The organism is Portibacter lacus, from assembly GCF_021533215.1.
In the GTDB taxonomy this organism is placed as follows: Bacteria; Bacteroidota; Bacteroidia; order Chitinophagales; family Saprospiraceae; genus Portibacter; species Portibacter lacus.
This window is the reverse complement of record NZ_JAJNKA010000001.1, coordinates 397,655-416,181: the sequence shown is the minus strand read 5'-3', so window position 1 is coordinate 416,181 and position 18,527 is coordinate 397,655. Positions and strand designations below refer to the sequence as shown.

Sequence of the window (18,527 nt, the reverse complement as noted above, 5' to 3'; positions counted from 1 at the left end):
TCTGTTTACCTTGATAACCAACTTATACTTTAGGAATAGCTTTTAAGTCTACGGTCGAATCTTTTAATTTTTCTTTGTCAATCGGAACGCGACTCTTCAAAAATTTTGTTCCCCAGACGTAAGCTTTTGCATTATTTACAGCGTCTACCGACAATAAATCATCACCTATAAAATACCATAAAGAGAAACAGTTATCTGTATTCTCCTTCCTTATTATTACTTCATCATAACCTTCTGAGAGACCGACCATTTGTAATTTAACATCGAATTGATCAGACCAGAACCAAGGTATTGCGTTGTAACCGGCTTCCTTTCCGCAAATAGCGGCTGCAGCAATTTTAGCTTGATCAACTGCATTCTGTACAGATTCTAAGCGCACGAATCTATCATAATAAGTATTGAAATGATAAGTACAATCACCGATGGCATAAATATCTTTATCATTCGTGCGAGCCGAATTATCCACAAGAATTCCATTCTTGATCTTGATTCCTGCTTTTTCGGCCATCTCTACATTGACCTTAATTCCAACTCCTACAATAATCAGATCAGCTATATAATGGCTTCCATCCTCACAAGTAACCGTATTTTGATTTCCGTTTGATTCAATGCTGACTACATTTTTACCAGTCAATACTTCCACATCATTTTCTGTATGAAGTTGGTGAAAGAAATCAGACATTACGGGAGCTGTGACCCTTGCTAATATTCTTTCTTCCCGTTCTAGGACTTTGACATTGGCACCAAGTTTCTTTAATGAAGCAGCTGTTTCCAAGCCGATATAACCACCACCAATGATTACCACTTCCTTTCCTGCACCCGATTTAATGGCTTCTTGAATACAATTCACATGCGCAGCAGTTCTCAGTGGATATAAATGAGTAGCAGTTTCGATTCCAGGTATTCTAGGAATGATGGGACGAGCTCCAGTTGCGATTACTAACTTATGGTAAGCTTGTGAATCTCCATTTTCCAATATGATTTCTTTTCGTTTGGGATGAATGGCATTAATGCGTGTTCCGAGCCTTAGAACGATGTCTTCTTTCAGGTAAGCCGCTTCAGATTTCAACGGTGTTAACCCCATAATATCTCCAGCGCTTAAGTATGCTTTCGAAAGGGGTGGTCGATGATATGGAAGTTCTGGATCGCCATCATACATGATTATTTTGCCTTTCCATCCTTCTTTACGAAGGGCAAATGCACAATTCACTCCGGCATGACTGGCACCTATAATGGCACAAACTTCTTGGCTTTTCATCGGGTCATCCATGATAGCTATTCCGCTACTGTTAGTACGATGCCATCAATCCCTTCACTAATTTCTATCTGACAACTTAACCTACTGAATTCCGTAACATCATCTGCAAGTTCTAGCATAACTGCTTCTATTTCACTCGCTTCTCCTACCCTTTCCATGTCTTCTTCTGCCACATGTACGTGACAAGTAGCGCAGGAACAGACTCCACCACAATCACCATCTATGCCACTGATTCCATTTTCAACTGCCAAGGACATTACAGAACCTGAAGTCCCTTCTAACGTGGTTTTTTCACCATCATTGGTAATGAAAGTTATTTTCGCCATCTTATTTATTTTCAATTTTATTAAATGCAACATTTAAATTATGGTAACCTACTTTTCTGCGAAATACACCGAGCTCTTCAATATTTTCTTCGCCATCAAGCACTTCGATTGATTCCACTTTAGAGGCTATGGCCAATACTAAAATCCTTAGGATTTGTCTCGCATGGCTCGCACCTAAGCAATTATGAGTCCCAAATCCGAAAGCCACATGCGGATTCATTTTTCGAGTGAGGTCTATTTCATTCGGGTTTTCAAAAACTTGCGCATCTCGATTTGCCGATGCCCAGCATAAACCAATCCGCGTGTCTGCTTTTACTGCATGCTCACAAATATGACTATCTGTTTTCACAACTCTTCCTATCTGCGTTAGGGGAGAAAAATACCTTAGCAATTCTTCGACTGCTTTACCAACTATTTCAGGTTCTTCTTTAATGTGTGTTAGGCTCTCTGGGTGTTCTGCAAAATAAGCAATTGTATTAGTCACTGCATTAATAACGGTATCTCGGCCTCCAGCAAATGTTAATACTAATACACCTTTGATTTCTTCATGGGTCAATTTTTTCCCTTCTACTGCCGAAGCGAGTAACATGGAATATAGATCATCTGTCGGATTAAGCTCTGCTCTTTTTATTTCTTTGTCAATGTAATCATAAAGGATGTTCGCCTTATCTCCATCAAGTGCTTCTCCTTCACTTCTGAAAACATGTGTTCCCCATGAAATCCATGTCTCTGATTCTTCGAATGGCGTATTCAATAACAAAGTCAATGCTCTGGACTGCAACTTCAATGCGAAATCATGGACTAACTCTACTTGTTCTAAATCAATGACTTCATCTAGTAGCAATTCAATCTGACTCTTCAATTTTTCTTGATAATCCTCCTTGAGTGGTCGCCGAAACCATTCTTCGATTACTTTTCGATATTGGCCATGTTTCGGTGGATCCAATTCAAATGGAATCTGTCTAGTTTCCCGAATATTAACTTCTGAAGGAATAACAATTCGCCCTGGCTTGGCAGCTGATGTATAATCTTTCCAATTATGAGCACATTTCCGAACATCCCTGTGTCTTAGGACCATGGTTACCTGATCATTCTGGTCATTCATTTCTCCTATTCCTTTCTCTTCTCTCTCTTTTTCAAATGGGTCTTCAATTAAATTCTTTTTCATCTGTCATTATAATTGTTTGATTACGCAAAACGATCTTAGCAAAATTGGTAATTTTTCGAGCAACAAGTATTTACTTTTTTACCTTTATAATAATCTATTACATCATTTCAATCTATAATTTTCTTTATTTTATATCATAATAGTTAACTTCCATTCCTTATTTATGATTGTTGTCAGTATGTAAATATTAATCCAATGAAGCCAATTTTAGAGCCTATTCATCTGGGAGAGCAAAATTCTATTACTGCGTTTCAATATGCAAAAACAGATTTTGAAACACCGTGGCATTACCATCCGCAGCATGAGTTAACATTCATCGAAAATAGTATTGGCACTAAATTTATAGGTGATTATGTAGGTGCTTATAAACCCGGCGAAGTGGTGCTTCTTCGTTCTAATTTGCCGCATTGCTGGAAAAACATGAGTGATCAAAATAGCCTCTCAAAGTCTATCGTCATTCAATGGAATAAAGAAATATATGCAAACGTTCCCGAATTAGATGGGGTTTTTAAAATGATAAATATCGCGGCCAAGGGAATTATTTTTAGTGAGCATGAAGTTGCTCCAATGATTTCTTCCATAAGAGGACTGTTGAGACTAAATGGATCTCAACTTTATATTGAATTACTGAGTTTATTAAGTAATCTATCTTCGTGTTCTTATACTACATTATCCGAAGCAAGTTTCAAAAATGACATGCCGAATGGATATAACAGCAGAATAGCTAAGATTTTTGACTTTGTGAGCATACATTACCAAAGAAGGATATATCTCAAAGAGCTAGCAGGTCTTGTGAACATGACAGAACAATCCTTTTCAAGATTTTTCACTAAAATGATGGGCCGTTCCTTCTTTACTTACTTGAATGAATATCGAATAAACATTGCAGCTCGAATGTTATCACATACAGATCATTCTGTTTCCAACATAGCCTATGAATGTGGATATGAGTCGCTTCCATTTTTCCATAAAAAGTTTAATGAAATACATCAGGTTACCCCTATCAGCTATCGCAAAAATTATGGCGGTTGAATAGAGTTTCAGTTGAAATATATCAAATTCTTCTAGGCTTATTCTTGATGCTAACGAGACAAAATTGACCTAAAAAAATTAATATTCTTCAGGTTCCACATGGACTAATACTTGGCCGAGGTTAGGAATATGATCATGTAAGTAATCGACCAAATTATGTGCTATTTCATGTCCTTCCCGAACTGTAATTTCACTATTTACTATAGCATGTAGATCCACGTGATACCTCATGCCTGCTTTTCGAACATAGCATTTTTCAGTTTCAATGACGCCTTCCACTTTCCTAGCAAGGCCCCGAATTTCTAGAACCAGTTCGTCATAAAGTTGCTCATCCATGATTTCTCCAAGTGCTGGTCTTAGAATCAAGTAACAATTATAGTAAATGAAACCGGAAGCAAATAAAGCTGCCCAATCATCTGCTGTTTCATAGCCTTCTCCGAGCATGATTGCAATCAGAATACCCACAAAAGCCATTACGGAGGTTATTGCGTCACTTCTGTGGTGCCAAGCATCTGCTTTCAACGACGAACTATGTGTTTCTTTGCTCTTACGAATGACTACTTGAAAAGAAATTTCCTTCCATAATATGATTCCAGCTAAAACATACAATGTCCATGCTTTAGGCATTTTATGTGGGGTCTGGATATTCTGAATGCTTTCATAAGCGATCATAGTCGCTGATGCAACCAGAAAAGCGACGACAAGAAAAGTGACAATCGGCTCTATTTTTCCATGACCATATGGGTGATTTTCATCAGGAGGTTTCTTCGAATACTTCAGCCCAAAAAGGACCAATAACGATGAGAAAATATCGGTGGTAGATTCTATAGCATCGGCGATTAAAGCAAAAGAATGCCCTAGAACTCCTGCAACTAATTTAATAATAGCAAGGGTAAAATTCCCGATAATACTAAAGTAAATCGTTTTTATGGCTGTTCGATCGTTCTTCATTCGGTCGTTAAAGTTACACACTTCTTTCACTTGGTGGGCAGGAAGATGTCGCTGTATTTATTTATTCTCTGAAAGATCATTCGATTATACTAATGACCATAAGAATTTGTATGGAGTTCTGGATTTTTTTCTAAAGAGAAGTGGCTTATTGTAAAGTGTTATTTGATTCCCAACCTCCTGCTTGCCTTGCTTTTTCAGCAGCAACTCTTGCTCTTTCCTCTAATTGCTTTTGCTGAATTTCGGCATATCGCTGCGCCTTCGTTTTTTCGAAAATATCCCTTGGGAAGAAATATCGTTCAGGTTCTAATTTTTCATCTGCCCAAGGATCTTCTTTTACATCTTCATCTTCTACAATGCCTTTAACCATAAAGGATACAATTAATCCAGCTATTGCTCCGAATAAGTGACTTTCCCAACTCACGCCATCTTCACCAGGTACAATTCCAGCAAAATAACCACTGTATAAAATGGTAACTACTAGTGCTAAGACAATAGACCTTAAGTTTCTTCTGAAAACACCACTCCAGAAAACAAAACTAACCAATCCATAAACGACTCCACTTGCCCCGATGTGGTAACTGCGTCTTGCAAAAAGCCACACGGCAAAACCTGTCAAGATATAAATCAGCACATAAACTGGAAGGGCCACTTTGCGATAGAAGTAAATGATAATCGTCGTTAGGACCAATAACGGCACTGAATTAGAAATCAGATGCTTAAAGTCACCGTGAATTAGTGGTGCGAATAAAATCCCTTTCAATCCTGACCATTCTCTAGGAAAAACACCATATCGACCGAAGTTATAATCCGTGCTAATCTTGGCAATGTGAACAAGCCATAGCACGCCTACTAAGATTAATGGAACCTTAATCAGGTTGTAAATGTCTATGATTGTTTTCTTGTCCAATTATTTAAATCGTCGTTGTACTAAAGTAATGAATCCAGCTGCTTTCTTAAGTCTCTCAGCAGATGACCAATCATAAGTTTGTGCTGCGTTCGTTAATAAGTAAGATTTTGCATCTTCATAGCTTTCTAGTTTATTAATGTGGTCTACACATTCTTTAAAAGCGCCAGCATCTCCTGCGAATAGTTCATTAACCGTTAAAAAACGATCGTTGATTCCCATTGCTGTATTTAAATCCTTAATAGGCAAATTGCTTAACTTCTCAGATAATTCTTTAGCTTCTTTTACTTCGAACATGGCCACTAAGTCCTCATTTAAACCTTGCATGGTGATCGGTTCATCTAACACTTCCACTGCTTGCTCTACTTTCTGCTCTACTTCTACCTTCTGCTCAGTTTCTACTCTATTTATAGTGGTCATTACAGGCTGAGGAACCTTGAAAGAGTCTTCTGTAGGAATATCAGCTATTTCCTCAACTGCTGGGTGGACAACGACTTCTTCTCTTTTCGGTAAGTCCATCACTTCTCTAGCCAATTTCTTCGGAGCTTCTTCGGTACCAATTTCTAGAACCTGCTCGTATAATTGTCTAATATAATTTAGTAATAAATCTTTTTCTATACTTGAAATCTCTTCATCAATAGATAAAAGGCTGTCATAAAGGACGTTGATTTTTTCTATTAATTTACTTACTTTTTTCAAACCCATGTTTTCTGTTTTTCGCAATTAAAATCGGTACTTCTTATTTAGTTTAATAATAACTTGTCTCACATTAAAAATATTGAACAAATTTAATTTATTTTGGCCTCAGCCTTAAATTTTCGATTAAACCAGAGTTTTCTGGGACGATTAACAAACAGATAGACAATTATGTTTTTAGAACCACATTTTAAAGGACAGCGAAGTGGATGGATAGAAGTTATCTGTGGATCAATGTTTTCAGGCAAGACTGAAGAATTGATCAGACGATTAAGGCGAGCAAAATTTGCTAATCAGAAGGTAGAAATCTTCAAGCCGAAAACAGATAATCGTTATTCAGTGGATAGTGTGGTTTCCCATGATGAGAATGCCATCGACTCTGTGGTGGTAGAGAACAGCATGGACATCTTAAGATTGAGTGGAGACATTCGTGTAATTGGAATAGATGAAGCGCAGTTTTTCGATGATAAGTTGGTGGAAGTTGTGCAGAAACTAGCTATTAGAGGAGCGAGGATTATTATTGCTGGATTAGATATGGATTTTCGAGGGAAGCCTTTCGGGCCGATTCCTGATTTGCTTGCGGTAGCGGAATATGTCACTAAGGTACATGCCATCTGTCCTCATTGTGGAAATCTGGCGACCCATTCTTATCGATTAAGTGCAGAAAAAGAGACAGTGGTACTAGGCGAAAAAGACAAGTATGAACCTAGATGTAGAATCTGCTATGAGATGGGAAATATATTGGATCTGAAGATTTATTAGTTTCTCGGGCTGAAGCCCAAAGCCTGTCCCGCATTTTCTGCGGGGCTCCTGTGGGTGGTTTTCTAAGTACTAAATTTCTATAATTATTTTCGATTGTCAGGAAATCAATGGACCTCGTACTTTAGTGCGTGAAAAAGCAGGGCAAGTAATGATTTATTTGTACTCGTACTTCCCTAAAAGCTTAAAACAAAAAACTAAAAACTATTTCCCCTACCCATCTCCAAAAATCTTCTCTAACCTTTCCTTCAGACTTAGCTTCTCCTTTTTCTTCCTTCTCGTTCTAGTCGATTTTTTCCTTCTAGGTCTATCTTCTTCCTCTTCAGCCTCTGGCCTTCCGTCACCAGTGAAAACATTTTCTAAAACTTCCAGTAATCTATTGTCCCTTCTCTCTAATTGCGCTACCCTCCATTCATTCATTTCTGCTGCATCCATTTCACTATAATCCGGACAAGTCAACACGAAATTCGAAGTATCGAAAGGAATAGGTTTAATTCTTTTATTCGCATATGCCTTGTGAAACAATTGCCCAACTAATGGCAATGCCGTGCGACCTCCTGATCCTGTAGCTAAATTCCTGAAATGTATTCTTCTATCATCCGTCCCGACCCAAGCACCAGCAACTAAGTTAGGACTCGCTCCTATAAACCAACCATCAGATTGATTCTGAGTCGTTCCTGTCTTACCCGCAATGTGAACAGGCAGCCCATATCTTTTGATTCGCTGACCTGATCCAAATTCAGTTCCATTCTTCAACATCTGAATCAATACATCTGCATCTTCAGAATCAATCACTTGCTTAGACTCATATGCTTCATGTTCGTATAAAACTTGACCTTTGAAATCTTCCACCTTCGTAATTATATAAGGTTCTATACTGTGACCACCATTCGCGAAAGCACTGTATACTTTCATCATATCCACCATATTGACATCAGCAGTTCCTAAGACAATAGAAGGAACTTTCGGCAAGTCTGCAGTTACTCCAAGTTCATGTGCTTTCTTCACCACATTTTCAACACCCATTTCCATGATCAGCTGCACTGAAACTGTATTTACAGAATGTGCTAATGCTCCTTGCATCGAGTACGATCCTCCATACTCACCACCAGCATTTCCTGGCGTCCAATCCTTATAATCCACATAAGTTCTTAATTCATTAGGATAAAAAGTACATGGATCGATTCCTTTCTCTAGTGCTAGCAAATATGTAATTGGCTTAAATGTCGAGCCCACTTGTCGAGCAGAACTCACATTATCATATTGGAATTCACCAAAATCATTTCCACCGACCCATACTTTAATTGCTCCATCGTTCGGGTCTACCGCCATCATACCACTTTGTAATAAGGTGAGATAGTGCTTTATACTATCGATAATGGTAATTTCCTTTTCTTCATAACCTTCCCATGTCCATACCCGCCGACTTGCCTTTGTCGTAAACGGCTTCAAAATCTCTTCTTTAGATTTTCCTTGTGCCTTTAACCTCTTATAGATCGGATGCTTATGGATAGCATCATCTATTGCTCTTGTACTTCCCTTAAAAGGACTTGATTTCGCCCACCCAGCAAAAAACTGTTTCTGTATATCAGGCATCGTTTTCGCCACAATATTTTCAGCATCTCTTTGAAGCTGCTTATCTAAAGTGGTATAGATTTTCAGTCCATCAGTGTATAGATTATAGAGCGTACCATCTGCCTTTGGAAATTCATTTTTTACCTTTTCGAACTCCTTTTTCACGTGATTTTTAGCATAGGCAATTAGCCTTTCTCCTTGTGGAGACATGTATTCAAGGGTCAATTCTTCAGCTTGAGCCATATTTTTGACTTCTTCAGTGATGTATTCGTATTTATACATCTGCGAAAGCACTACATTTCTCCTGATTTTTGCACGCTCTGGATTTCGGCGCGGACTATATAAAGAGGTACCTTTTAGAATTCCTACAAGTGTCGCTGATTCAGCAAGCGTCAGGTCTTTAGGAGCTTTGTTGAAAAACCTATTCGATGCCGTATTGATACCGAATGCCCGTTCCCCGAAAGAAACTGTATTCACAAATAGCTTCAGAATTTCCTTTTTACTGTATATATTTTCTAGGCGATGAGCCGCAATAAATTCACTAAATTTATTCACTGGCATAGTTAAGATGCCGTATGATTTTCTCTTGAAAACGTTTTTTACCAATTGCTGAGTTAGTGTACTTCCTCCCCCACTGGATCCTCGCTGCAACAGAATAGATTTTATGGCAACTCGACCTAAACTTCGATAATCTACTCCACCATGTTTATAAAATCTAGCATCTTCCGTTGCAATTAATGCATCTAGGAAGTACGGACTTATATCTTCTAATTCTACATTCGTTCGATTTTCAATGTAGTACTCTGTGATCAACTTTCCATCCGCATCTAAGAGACTAGAACTTACAGGATTTCTTATTTCTGACATCTCCTCAGCCGTAGGCAATTCACCCAGTCCTCCGAAACGCACTAAAAGGAAAATCGACAACACTAATAGGAACGGAATGCATGCTATTATAAAAACCCATTTCTTCCAACCTACTTTCTTAAGTTTGTCAATGAATTTTACCTTCTTCTTTTTAGCCATGAATACTTCGTCGGTTTTCTAATTGAGTAGATGATGAGTATAATCTGCCTATTATACGAATCAAGCTATAATGTTAGTATGAGACCTATTCATTATTTTACATACAAAATCAGCCTTACCAATTTCTTGCTAAGGCTGAAAAAGCTCACTGCGCTTTCACATTATTTCCTAATAGTATCGTTTTCTAAACTCTATTTCCCTTCTTCCATCTGACCGCTTCCATTCTAATTCGCCATTACTTTTGATTCTTATTCTATTCCCAAACTTATCTTCGAACTTTAATTTTCTAGCGCTCGTTCTTCTATAAGTTGTCCATTTTCTCCCCTTATTCGTTTTCATTCTCAAGTTATACCCATCATATTCCACATAGGCGATCATATTTTTCCACCGATTCGTCCATGTACCACTTAAGCTATTATCAAAGGTATTCGCCCGATGAACACACGATGCTCCACAACTGGAAGTACAGACATGATTATTTCGACCTGTATTGTTATAGTTGTAGTCATTTCGACCTGACCGTTCACTAAAATTACCTCTTGTTTTTTCAAGATTTAAGACGCGACGTCCATCTCTGCTTTCCCAAGTAATTCGATCTCTCGTTTTAACATAATAACGATTTCCACGTCTATCCTCATAGATTTGCTTTCCGATAGATTCGTAGTAATCCCATTTGTTATTATTCGTCAGACGAGCTTTTATGCCTTCGGGAGTAGATCTGATTTCGACTACATCATTCGACCTATTCACTTGCCACAAACCCTCTATCTGGGCTGCGTAAGAAACTGTAATTGTAAATAGTAGGATGATACCAGTTGATAAAAATTTATTCTTTAACATGATATCCAATTTTTAATTACATAATATTTAAGGTCAATTTATTAAAGATTCAAACATCATGAACCTATAGAAATGTTAATCTGAAATTAGAAATAGTTAATGATTCCTTTCTAATGAAATCTCTTTCTTAATTACTGTTAAAAATTGACCTAGAAAAGAAAAAAAGTATTCGACAAGAAAGGATAACATGATCTTAACGATAAGTTTTTTTTAGGTCAATGTTTGGGCACCTTTCAGCTAGGAAACGATAAATCCAACCCCAAAAAGTATAACAAATATCAAGGTAGATATAGCCATTTGCTTGAGAAAAGGATCTATCAATTTAGGCTCTTTGTATGTGCGCACTGCATTGTAATTCTTTACAAATAATGGTATCGAGAGCAAAAATAAGAATTGCCAAATGCCTTCGTAATTTAACACGACAAAGACAAGGGCACATAATAATCCGAGAAGTAAAAGCATAAAGTGATAAGAAACTGCTTTAGACCTACCGATTCTTACTGGAATAGATTTTTTACCTGCTGCTTTGTCTGAATCAATGTCTCTTATATTGTTGATATTTAGCACCGCAACAGAAAACAGACTACACGAAGTTGCAGGTAGCAATACCATCGGATTAAAGCTACCTGAGTGTAAAAAATACGTTCCACAAACTCCGACCCATCCAAAAAAAACAAAAACAGAAATATCACCAAGGCCTGAATATCCATATGGGCTTTTCCCCATCGTATAATAGATTGCTGCTGCTATCGAAGCAATCCCCAGAAGTAAGAATAATAAGAATTTAACATTGACCTCAAGACTAATAAATAAGAGACTAATTCCACTAATTAAAGAAAGCAGAACGAAGACAATGATCATTTTCTTCATGGCTTCGGGAGTAATTTCTCCTGATTGTACAGCTCTTGCAGGCCCCAGTCGTTCTTTATGATCAGCCCCATTAATGTAATCTCCATAATCATTCGCAAGGTTAGACAGGATCTGGAGAAACAATGTTGTAATAATGGTCAGAACCATAACATCCCAACGAAAGGTGTGAAAACCTGCTGCTAAAAAGCTCCCCATCCCTACGCACGCTAATGAAAGCGGCAAGGTTCTAAGGCGAAAAGCTTTGATCCATTTCTTCATCGATGACAGATTATGATGCAAAGAAACTTAAATTAACCTATAATTCAGATCTCAAGGTAGAATTTTGAGTTTTAAGCCTTGCAAAAATTTAAGTATCTATAATTTAGCTGGTTTTACTTGAATATAAAACATGGCTTTTCTAAGTTATCAAGTCGAAGTATTAATATAATGGTAGAGAGAGTTTCGGAAAAATTTTAACTGTTTTATATCTTAACTAATACACTTCCTAGTTAAATGCACCAATTTATAAAATAAGCTTTCGACTCAGGGTCTTAGTTAATTATATTGTCCATTATCTAGAAATCAGTAGTTATGAAATATTGATTTTAGGCAGAGCTATTAATTAAATGCAAATTACTTCTATGTGGGAATTCATCTGCAAGTGGCTTCCTGTCCTTGCGTTTCTATCCGGAACGTTACTAGGATGGGTTATCAACTCACTCTTTGAAAGAGTGCGTAGGCAACACTTGGAAAAATTATATAAAAATGCTTCTAATGCAAATGTTGCATTAGAAAGCCAATTGGTATCTAAAAATACATTAGAGAGCGACCTTTCTAGAACTAATACTGAAATAGAAGAATTAAGAAAGGAAATTAAACTGATTTCTCAGACACCTAAAGTCGATGAATCTGCGAGTCAAGAAAACTTTGAACTGAAACAAGAAATTAAAGCTTTAAAAGAGAAAGCGACTGCTACTCAATATGTCCCAAAGAAAGATTACACTAATGACTACCAAGTTTTTCTCTCTGAATTAGAACAAAGCATTAAAAAAGCAAAAGAGCATTCATTCAATGTTCAAGAAGCTCCAGCAAAGAAAAAAAAGAAGAAAAAGAAATCGAAGAAAAAAGAGCAATCGAAAGCAACTAGCAAATATGATTTCTACAAAGAAAAATATGCTGGGAAAAAAATAACTGATATTATTCCTGAAATAATTTCTGAAAAAGTTGATAAAATTGAAGAAGAAAAGGATCTAACTTATCTATATGGTATCAATAAGAAAATCCAGAAAATTTTAAATCAGCATGATATCGTAACCTTTTCAGATCTATCGAATACAAAAATTAAGAATCTAAAAGCAATTCTTGCGCATGCAGGAAAAAAATATAAAAATATCGATCCTCTAAATTGGCCTATACAAGCTAGAATTGCAGAAAAAGGTCAGTGGGATATCCTCGATGAGTACAAATCTAAGATGGAAATGTAAAGGAGTGCCTAATACAAGACCAAACCAAGTCTTTAAACACTTTACTAAGCCATAAATCTCAAGTAAATTTGCAATGTTTTAAATGGGTTTTGAAACCGAAAAAGACAATCTTTTTCATTGCGTTTTCTAATAGTCCGTTGAAACTATTAGAACCTTTTAATTATAAGTTCTGGATTTTAGAGAGTCCAGGACTTTTTTTTATTAATATTGAGTATGTATAAATATTTCTACTTACTGACTCTTCTCTTTACTAACTGCATAATTCATGCCCAATCTTCTGCGGAGGAAATAATTTCTCAATCTATAGCCGTCCATGATCCATCCGGCAACTGGCATAAACTGCACGCAGACATTGAAATAGCGTCCATCGTGGAAAGAGAAAATAAAGTAGATACAAGTTATCGACTTCTTCAGATGGACCTCAAAAACGAACTGTTCAAAATGACTTCTTTCAGTGCTAAAGATACTTCAGAAGTGATATATGATGGCAAGCCATGTGATGATTGTGACCGAGCTAAAATGTTCAATAATTACTTCAGATATTTGCTTGGCATGCCCATGAAACTTAGAGATCCTGGCACCATTATCCACGAAGAAATTCAAGTTCTAGACTATAAAGGTGTTCCTTATCAAGTGGTCAAAGTAACCTACGATCCGGAAATAGGAAGCGACACTTGGTTGTTCTATTTCCATCCGAAAACGAGTGTGCTCGAATTAGTTGAATTTTCAAAAGATGGAACTTTTCAGAGTGGTGAAACCATTGAACTAAATAATAAAATTAAATATCAAAAGATGTTGCTACCTGGCCAGCTGAAATGGTTGGTTTTGCCAGATAGACGTTTTTTGGCGGAAGAAAATATAAAATATTCTATTCCGAAAAAATAATTAGGTTCATTAATACGTACTAGTTAGTAAAGTCAATTCCTTTGAAAATCACATTATTTATTATTCTATTTTCATGTTTCTGTTTAATAGGTCAGACACAGCCCATTCAAAATGAGGTCTATTATGAACACATAAAAAGCGTCAAATTTCATCACTCTTCTCTGCCCACTTCATTTCCTGTTGTAGATCTCGGATCTTCAGGAAGTCTGAAGTTAAGCTTCGATGATATGGAAGGTGGAAATAAAGACTATGTCTATTCCATTCAGCACTGTGATAAAGACTGGAATCCTTCTAAAATAGATGAATTAGAGTATCTGGAAGGTTTCAATGAAGAAGATATAAGAAGTGCAACTTTTTCTTCACAGACGATTCATGATTATACGCACTATGAATTGCTCATACCGAATAGAAATACGAGCTGGAACCTCTCAGGAAACTATATCCTTACTGTTATGGATGAAGACGAAGACAACTTAGTCATCATCACAAGAAGGTTTATGGTGGTAGAACCAATACTAAGTATAACCGGTGAAGTCCTTCCTGCCTTTAATGCAAGTCTTTATAATACACATCAGAGAATTGATTTTATGTTGAACTTGAATAAGTTCTATATCAGTGATCCGATGAATGAGCTCTATGTCCATATTTTACAAAATCAAAGATGGGATAACGCGATATATGATATTAAACCATTAACGGCTATAGGAGATCAGATCAATTTTAATAAATTCGGCACTTCAACTTTTCCTGCGGGGAAGGAATTCAGATACTTTGATACTAGAGATATACAGTTGAACTCTGATAAGATCGAAGCCATTGAAATTAATACTTATGCGATAGATGTTTTATTGAAGAAGGAAAAATTTAGAGAAACCAAAAACTACATTTATTACAGAGAAGGGAATGGTGTTTTCGTGCCGAACTATGAGACCTTAACAAGAAATGGAAAAGCAACTTCTGAATATACGAATGTCCTATTCACCTTAGAATCTGACTACAATTTAAAAGGCTACGATTTGTATGTAGTAGGAGAATTTTCCGGATGGAATTATTACCCAGAGAATCAGTTAACATATAATGAAGATAAAGGTTTTTACGAGGCTGACATTCTATTAAAGCAAGGCTATTACAATTACTATTATGCCGCAGTAGATGATCGAAACGAGGCCCATTTTGAATTAACTGAAGGGAATTGGTTCGAAACAGAAAATGAATATACCATTCTGGTATATTATAGACAATTAGGAGCACGGTATGACAGGCTGATCGGTGTCACTAACATTAATTCGTTACAAGGAGAATAGCATGGTAAAGGAATGTTTGATGATATTTACGAAGAACCCCATTTTAGGAACGGCTAAGACAAGAATAGGAAAAGTAAAAGGGGATGAGACGGCATTAAAAGTATACCTCAGGTTATTAACCTATACAAGAGACATTACGAAATCTCTTAGTGCCAAAAAAATTGTTTTCTTCAATAAGTCCATAGAGAAAGAAGGCATATGGGATGACCATATCTACTCAAAAAGTATGCAAGTAGATGGAAATCTTGGCGATAAGATGGGTAGTGCTTTTACGGACGAGTTGAAAGTTTCTGACCGTGTCATAATAATAGGATCGGATTGTGCTACTTTAACTCAAGCTGATATCGAGGATGCATTTAAAACTTTAGATACGCACGATACCGTAATCGGTCCAGCCGAAGATGGCGGGTACTATTTACTAGGTATGAAAAGTAACCACAACTTTATTTTCGAAGACATGCCTTGGAGCCAAGAAAATCTACTCGAAGAAACCTTAGCCAAATTAAGTAGCAAGGGATTATCATATGCCTTATTACCCGTCAAATCAGATATTGATTATTGGGAAGATTGGGCTGCCTTAGGCTGGGAACTTTAATTAGCTTCCTGAATAATATACGATTTCAGATCTTCTAGTTGCTCTATCGACATTTTCTCCTTCGTGTATTGAGGCATGTAGGCTTTTTTTCCAGCTACAGGACTTGTCCCATATCGAGATACTTGATAGATAGATCTTTCATGAAAATTGTCTAGATTATTTCTCAAGTTTCTAAAAGTCGCTTTAGAATGGTCTAGATTAAAGAAAGAATATTTCCTATTATCATGACAGTGCATACAACTGTTATTATAGATAAGCTCACCATTTTTAGGGTCGCCCATACTTTTCTTTCTTTCAGTTCTATCTACTGGAGGCGGAATAAAGTGCGCTGGAGATTCTACTAAAAACTTAGACTTGATCAGATCAGCAGCATCTTTCGTATTAGATTCCTCTTTAATAGATTTCGCAATGAGCATTTCTTCTTCTTTGTCAATGTCTAGATCATTCATTTTCAAATCAATCGTCCAAAGATACATCAACACAGATTCAAGCTCCCACTTCTTCATTGCTCTTCCCTGACTGCATTCAGTGGAGCATAGTTGAATTGCTTGTCTCAAGTCATCTCTTGCAGCAAAAACTAAATCTCCATATTTCTTTTCGTAGTCATTATTATAAAATGAATCTCTATTCACGATTCCGTACAATGGACTTCCTTGTAAAAACGGCAATCCCACAGCATCTGTATATTCTAACCTTGCCTGAGGATCTATAACCGCTAGATTCGGATCTTCTCTCTGAATATTATGGCAAGAAGTACAAACAAAATGCTTACTAATTCTACTGGTCTTTCTTCCGTTCTTATTTCTTGTATAGCCTTTCGTAACAATTTCCATCCCACGTTCTACACTCGCTCCTTTTATAGAGGAATCTACTTCATGGTTTGTCAATTCATATTCACCTAGAGATTCTAAGGTTTCTCTAACAGATAAATTCTGATCTAAAATATAATGCTCTTCTTTAAGAATAAAGCTTAGCATTAGGACAATGCAAGAACATGCAATCCCCATCCACAACTTTTTCATAATACTATAGATTAAAAATTCTTGATATTGTAAATCCTAGCCTAAACTCACCATCGGCCCAATTACTAGTTGTATAAGGAATAAAATCAGTCTCACTCATCCCTGTTGCATTGGTCAGGTTAATCTGAAAAACGTGACCACCACCTGTTTCAAACTCAAATCCAATTCCAAGTGCTGGATAATAACCATTTTCTGCAACCCTCAGATTAGAGAAAGGATAAGTTCCATCGAGTATTAATCCCATTACTCTAGTGATCTGGATTCTGGCAGAAAGCCCAGCGCTAACTAAGTCATTCTGATCTTCTTCGTACACTAAGTTTCTATACGTCCAAGCTCCGTGAATCTGCAATGAGAATCCGGGTGAGAATTTCCTTGCAAGCATTAATTGTGCATGAAAGGAAAGTCTGTGTGCTGGTAATGGAAAACTAGAAATAACTCCTTCTGTTTCTGATTTCGCCATAGTAGAATAAGAAGACATTCCTAGTACTGTAACTGTAATAGGGTTATTAATTGTATTCTGGGCCATCAATTTGGCTTTTAGAAAGCCGTTAAGATTCTGTCTTAATTCACTAGAACCTTTAGTTCTAAAAAAACCGATGTCTACTGCATCAGTGACACCATATTCTAATCCAGTTAAAATATCAGTAGAATTTTCTAATCCATAAAACGTTTGCCAACCTCCAGTTTCACCTAGCAAGTTACCAAATCTATGACCTATTCGAACATCAAGTTTTCTTTTAGGTAATGTTTCGACAGAATGATTGTTAATTACACGTCTATCTTTAAAAGTCTCATATATGAGATCTTGGCCTATAAGATTAGTCCCTACAGAAATTAATGTTAAGACTAAAAGTAAATCTTTCAACATAATAAATTGGTTTAATTTTTCGGATAACCAGCTTGTATCCAACATTTAAACAACTCCAGTTCTTCATCACTAAGCTCAGTGGGTCCTAGTGTAGATGAATTAGGTGGCATTGTCCGATCTCTGATCACTTCACGTTCTATGAGATCATTATCAAAAAACTTAGCTAGCCCATCATAAGTGGTAAAATTTCCTGGTGCAGAACTTCCTACATGGCATCCTGTATAGGCGCAGGTACCATTAACTAAAGGTTGAATGTGATCTGTATAAGTAATTACTTCTAGACATTCACTTTCTACTTCAGAAATTGTATCTCTGGTGCAAGAAAAAATAAACACCATTAAAAAGCAGCAATTTATAAATACTGAAACTAAATTCATTAATTTTGGTTTATAAATTAGATAATGCGAATTTAAGATTTATTATCAATTTTTAATATTATAACTTATAATTATGTATCCACTTGAATTGGTTAGACCAATGGCACAAGAATTAACTGAATTTGGATTTGAATCATTGTCTTCTCCAGAGGAAGTTTCTAAAGTTTTAGCAGATAGCGAAGGAACTGTTTTACTAGTTGTAAATTCAGTATGTGGATGTGCGGCAGCTAATGCACGTCCAGGCGCTAAAATTGCAATTCAAAATGACAGTAAACCAGATAAGTTAGTAACTGTATTTGCAGGAGTAAATGCAGAAGCTACAGCTACAGCTAGGGATTTTTTACTTCCCTATCCTCCATCTTCACCAGCGATTGCGTTGTTTAAAGATGGTAATCTAGTACATATGTTAGAACGTCATCACATAGAAGGACGATCAGCTCAGATGATCGCCGAAAATTTAGTGTTGGCTTTTAATGAATATTGTTAAGAGACTTTAAGAAGAAAAAAGAGATTGCTCTAAAGGTAATCTCTTTTTTTATGTCAAGTTTAAAATTCAACACTCGCAACCTGATTTAGCGAAATATATTTACTTATCAGTTGAAGTTCTT

19 protein-coding genes are annotated in these 18,527 nt (G+C 36.6%); 7 read left to right on the top strand and 12 right to left on the bottom strand.

Going from position 1 to position 18,527, the window contains the following annotated elements:
* Positions 1-22: 22 nt before the first annotated feature.
* The 3 genes from L2586_RS01460 to L2586_RS01450 are packed head-to-tail and all read right to left on the bottom strand — an operon-like array spanning position 23 to position 2,752.
* Entirely contained in the window at positions 23-1,258 is a 1,236-nt protein-coding gene (locus L2586_RS01460; protein ID WP_235290984.1) for an NAD(P)/FAD-dependent oxidoreductase, read from the bottom strand.
* A 17-nt stretch (positions 1,259-1,275) separates the two neighbouring features.
* Entirely contained in the window at positions 1,276-1,584 is a 309-nt protein-coding gene (locus L2586_RS01455; RefSeq protein WP_235290983.1) for a 2Fe-2S iron-sulfur cluster-binding protein, read from the bottom strand.
* A 1-nt stretch (position 1,585) separates the two neighbouring features.
* Positions 1,586-2,752: a cytochrome P450 gene (locus L2586_RS01450; RefSeq protein WP_235290982.1), complete on the bottom strand. Its 1,167-nt coding sequence runs from the start codon at positions 2,750-2,752 to the stop codon at positions 1,586-1,588.
* A gap of 195 nt (positions 2,753-2,947) precedes the next feature.
* On the opposite strand from L2586_RS01450, the gene L2586_RS01445 reads away from it, so the two are divergent.
* Positions 2,948-3,784, top strand: coding sequence for an AraC family transcriptional regulator (locus L2586_RS01445; RefSeq protein ID WP_235290981.1), 837 nt, complete (start codon positions 2,948-2,950; stop codon positions 3,782-3,784).
* Positions 3,785-3,862: 78 nt separating this feature from the next.
* Here the strand turns inward: L2586_RS01445 and L2586_RS01440 are convergent, their stop codons facing one another.
* From L2586_RS01440 to L2586_RS01430, 3 genes are all read right to left on the bottom strand, one after another.
* Entirely contained in the window at positions 3,863-4,735 is an 873-nt protein-coding gene (locus tag L2586_RS01440) for a cation diffusion facilitator family transporter (RefSeq protein WP_235290980.1), read from the bottom strand.
* A gap of 145 nt (positions 4,736-4,880) precedes the next feature.
* Positions 4,881-5,642, bottom strand: coding sequence for a rhomboid family intramembrane serine protease (locus L2586_RS01435; RefSeq protein WP_235290979.1), 762 nt, complete (start codon positions 5,640-5,642; stop codon positions 4,881-4,883).
* Positions 5,643-6,344: a hypothetical protein gene (locus L2586_RS01430; RefSeq protein WP_235290978.1), complete on the bottom strand. Its 702-nt coding sequence runs from the start codon at positions 6,342-6,344 to the stop codon at positions 5,643-5,645. It abuts the gene before it with no gap.
* Positions 6,345-6,506: 162 nt separating this feature from the next.
* Between L2586_RS01430 and L2586_RS01425 the strand changes: the two genes are divergently transcribed.
* A complete protein-coding gene (locus L2586_RS01425; protein WP_235290977.1) occupies positions 6,507-7,097 on the top strand; it encodes a thymidine kinase in 591 nt (196 codons plus the stop codon).
* A 210-nt stretch (positions 7,098-7,307) separates the two neighbouring features.
* Here L2586_RS01425 and L2586_RS01420 read toward each other — a convergent pair whose 3' ends face one another.
* The 3 genes from L2586_RS01420 to L2586_RS01410 form a co-directional block, all read right to left on the bottom strand.
* The gene (locus tag L2586_RS01420) at positions 7,308-9,695 is read right to left on the bottom strand and encodes a transglycosylase domain-containing protein (RefSeq protein WP_235290976.1); all 2,388 of its coding nucleotides are present in this window, start codon (positions 9,693-9,695) and stop codon (positions 7,308-7,310) included.
* Between the two features lie 168 nt (positions 9,696-9,863).
* A complete protein-coding gene (locus tag L2586_RS01415) occupies positions 9,864-10,535 on the bottom strand; it encodes a hypothetical protein (protein WP_235290975.1) in 672 nt (223 codons plus the stop codon).
* A 237-nt stretch (positions 10,536-10,772) separates the two neighbouring features.
* A complete protein-coding gene (locus tag L2586_RS01410) occupies positions 10,773-11,663 on the bottom strand; it encodes a 1,4-dihydroxy-2-naphthoate polyprenyltransferase (RefSeq protein ID WP_235290974.1) in 891 nt (296 codons plus the stop codon).
* Positions 11,664-12,010: 347 nt separating this feature from the next.
* On the opposite strand from L2586_RS01410, the gene L2586_RS01405 reads away from it, so the two are divergent.
* From L2586_RS01405 to L2586_RS01390, 4 genes are all read left to right on the top strand, one after another.
* Positions 12,011-12,868 (top strand): hypothetical protein, encoded by an 858-nt coding sequence (locus L2586_RS01405; RefSeq protein WP_235290973.1) that lies wholly within the window; start codon positions 12,011-12,013, stop codon positions 12,866-12,868.
* A gap of 213 nt (positions 12,869-13,081) precedes the next feature.
* Positions 13,082-13,753, top strand: a complete 672-nt coding sequence (locus tag L2586_RS01400; RefSeq protein WP_235290972.1) for a DUF6503 family protein — start codon at positions 13,082-13,084, stop codon at positions 13,751-13,753.
* A gap of 41 nt (positions 13,754-13,794) precedes the next feature.
* Positions 13,795-15,057 carry a type IX secretion system plug protein gene (locus L2586_RS01395; protein ID WP_235290971.1) on the top strand — a complete coding sequence of 421 codons (1,263 nt, stop codon included), beginning with the start codon at positions 13,795-13,797 and terminating at the stop codon, positions 15,055-15,057.
* A 19-nt stretch (positions 15,058-15,076) separates the two neighbouring features.
* Positions 15,077-15,652, top strand: a complete 576-nt coding sequence (locus L2586_RS01390) for a TIGR04282 family arsenosugar biosynthesis glycosyltransferase (RefSeq protein WP_235290970.1) — start codon at positions 15,077-15,079, stop codon at positions 15,650-15,652.
* Here the strand turns inward: L2586_RS01390 and L2586_RS01385 are convergent.
* From L2586_RS01385 to L2586_RS01375, 3 genes are read right to left on the bottom strand one after another with little or no spacing between them, the layout of a single operon-like run.
* Positions 15,649-16,674: a c-type cytochrome gene (locus L2586_RS01385; RefSeq protein WP_235290969.1), complete on the bottom strand. Its 1,026-nt coding sequence runs from the start codon at positions 16,672-16,674 to the stop codon at positions 15,649-15,651. The two genes, L2586_RS01390 and L2586_RS01385, sit on opposite strands and share 4 nt — an antisense overlap.
* Before the next feature lie 4 nt (positions 16,675-16,678).
* On the bottom strand, positions 16,679-17,542 hold the full coding sequence (locus L2586_RS01380) for a DUF5777 family beta-barrel protein (protein WP_235290968.1): 864 nt from the start codon (positions 17,540-17,542) through the stop codon (positions 16,679-16,681).
* Between the two features lie 11 nt (positions 17,543-17,553).
* The gene (locus L2586_RS01375; RefSeq protein ID WP_235290967.1) at positions 17,554-17,919 is read right to left on the bottom strand and encodes a hypothetical protein; all 366 of its coding nucleotides are present in this window, start codon (positions 17,917-17,919) and stop codon (positions 17,554-17,556) included.
* Positions 17,920-17,992: 73 nt separating this feature from the next.
* Between L2586_RS01375 and L2586_RS01370 the strand changes: the two genes are divergently transcribed.
* Complete coding sequence (locus tag L2586_RS01370) at positions 17,993-18,406, top strand: BrxA/BrxB family bacilliredoxin (protein ID WP_235290966.1); 414 nt, start codon at positions 17,993-17,995, stop codon at positions 18,404-18,406.
* Positions 18,407-18,527: the final 121 nt, after the last annotated feature.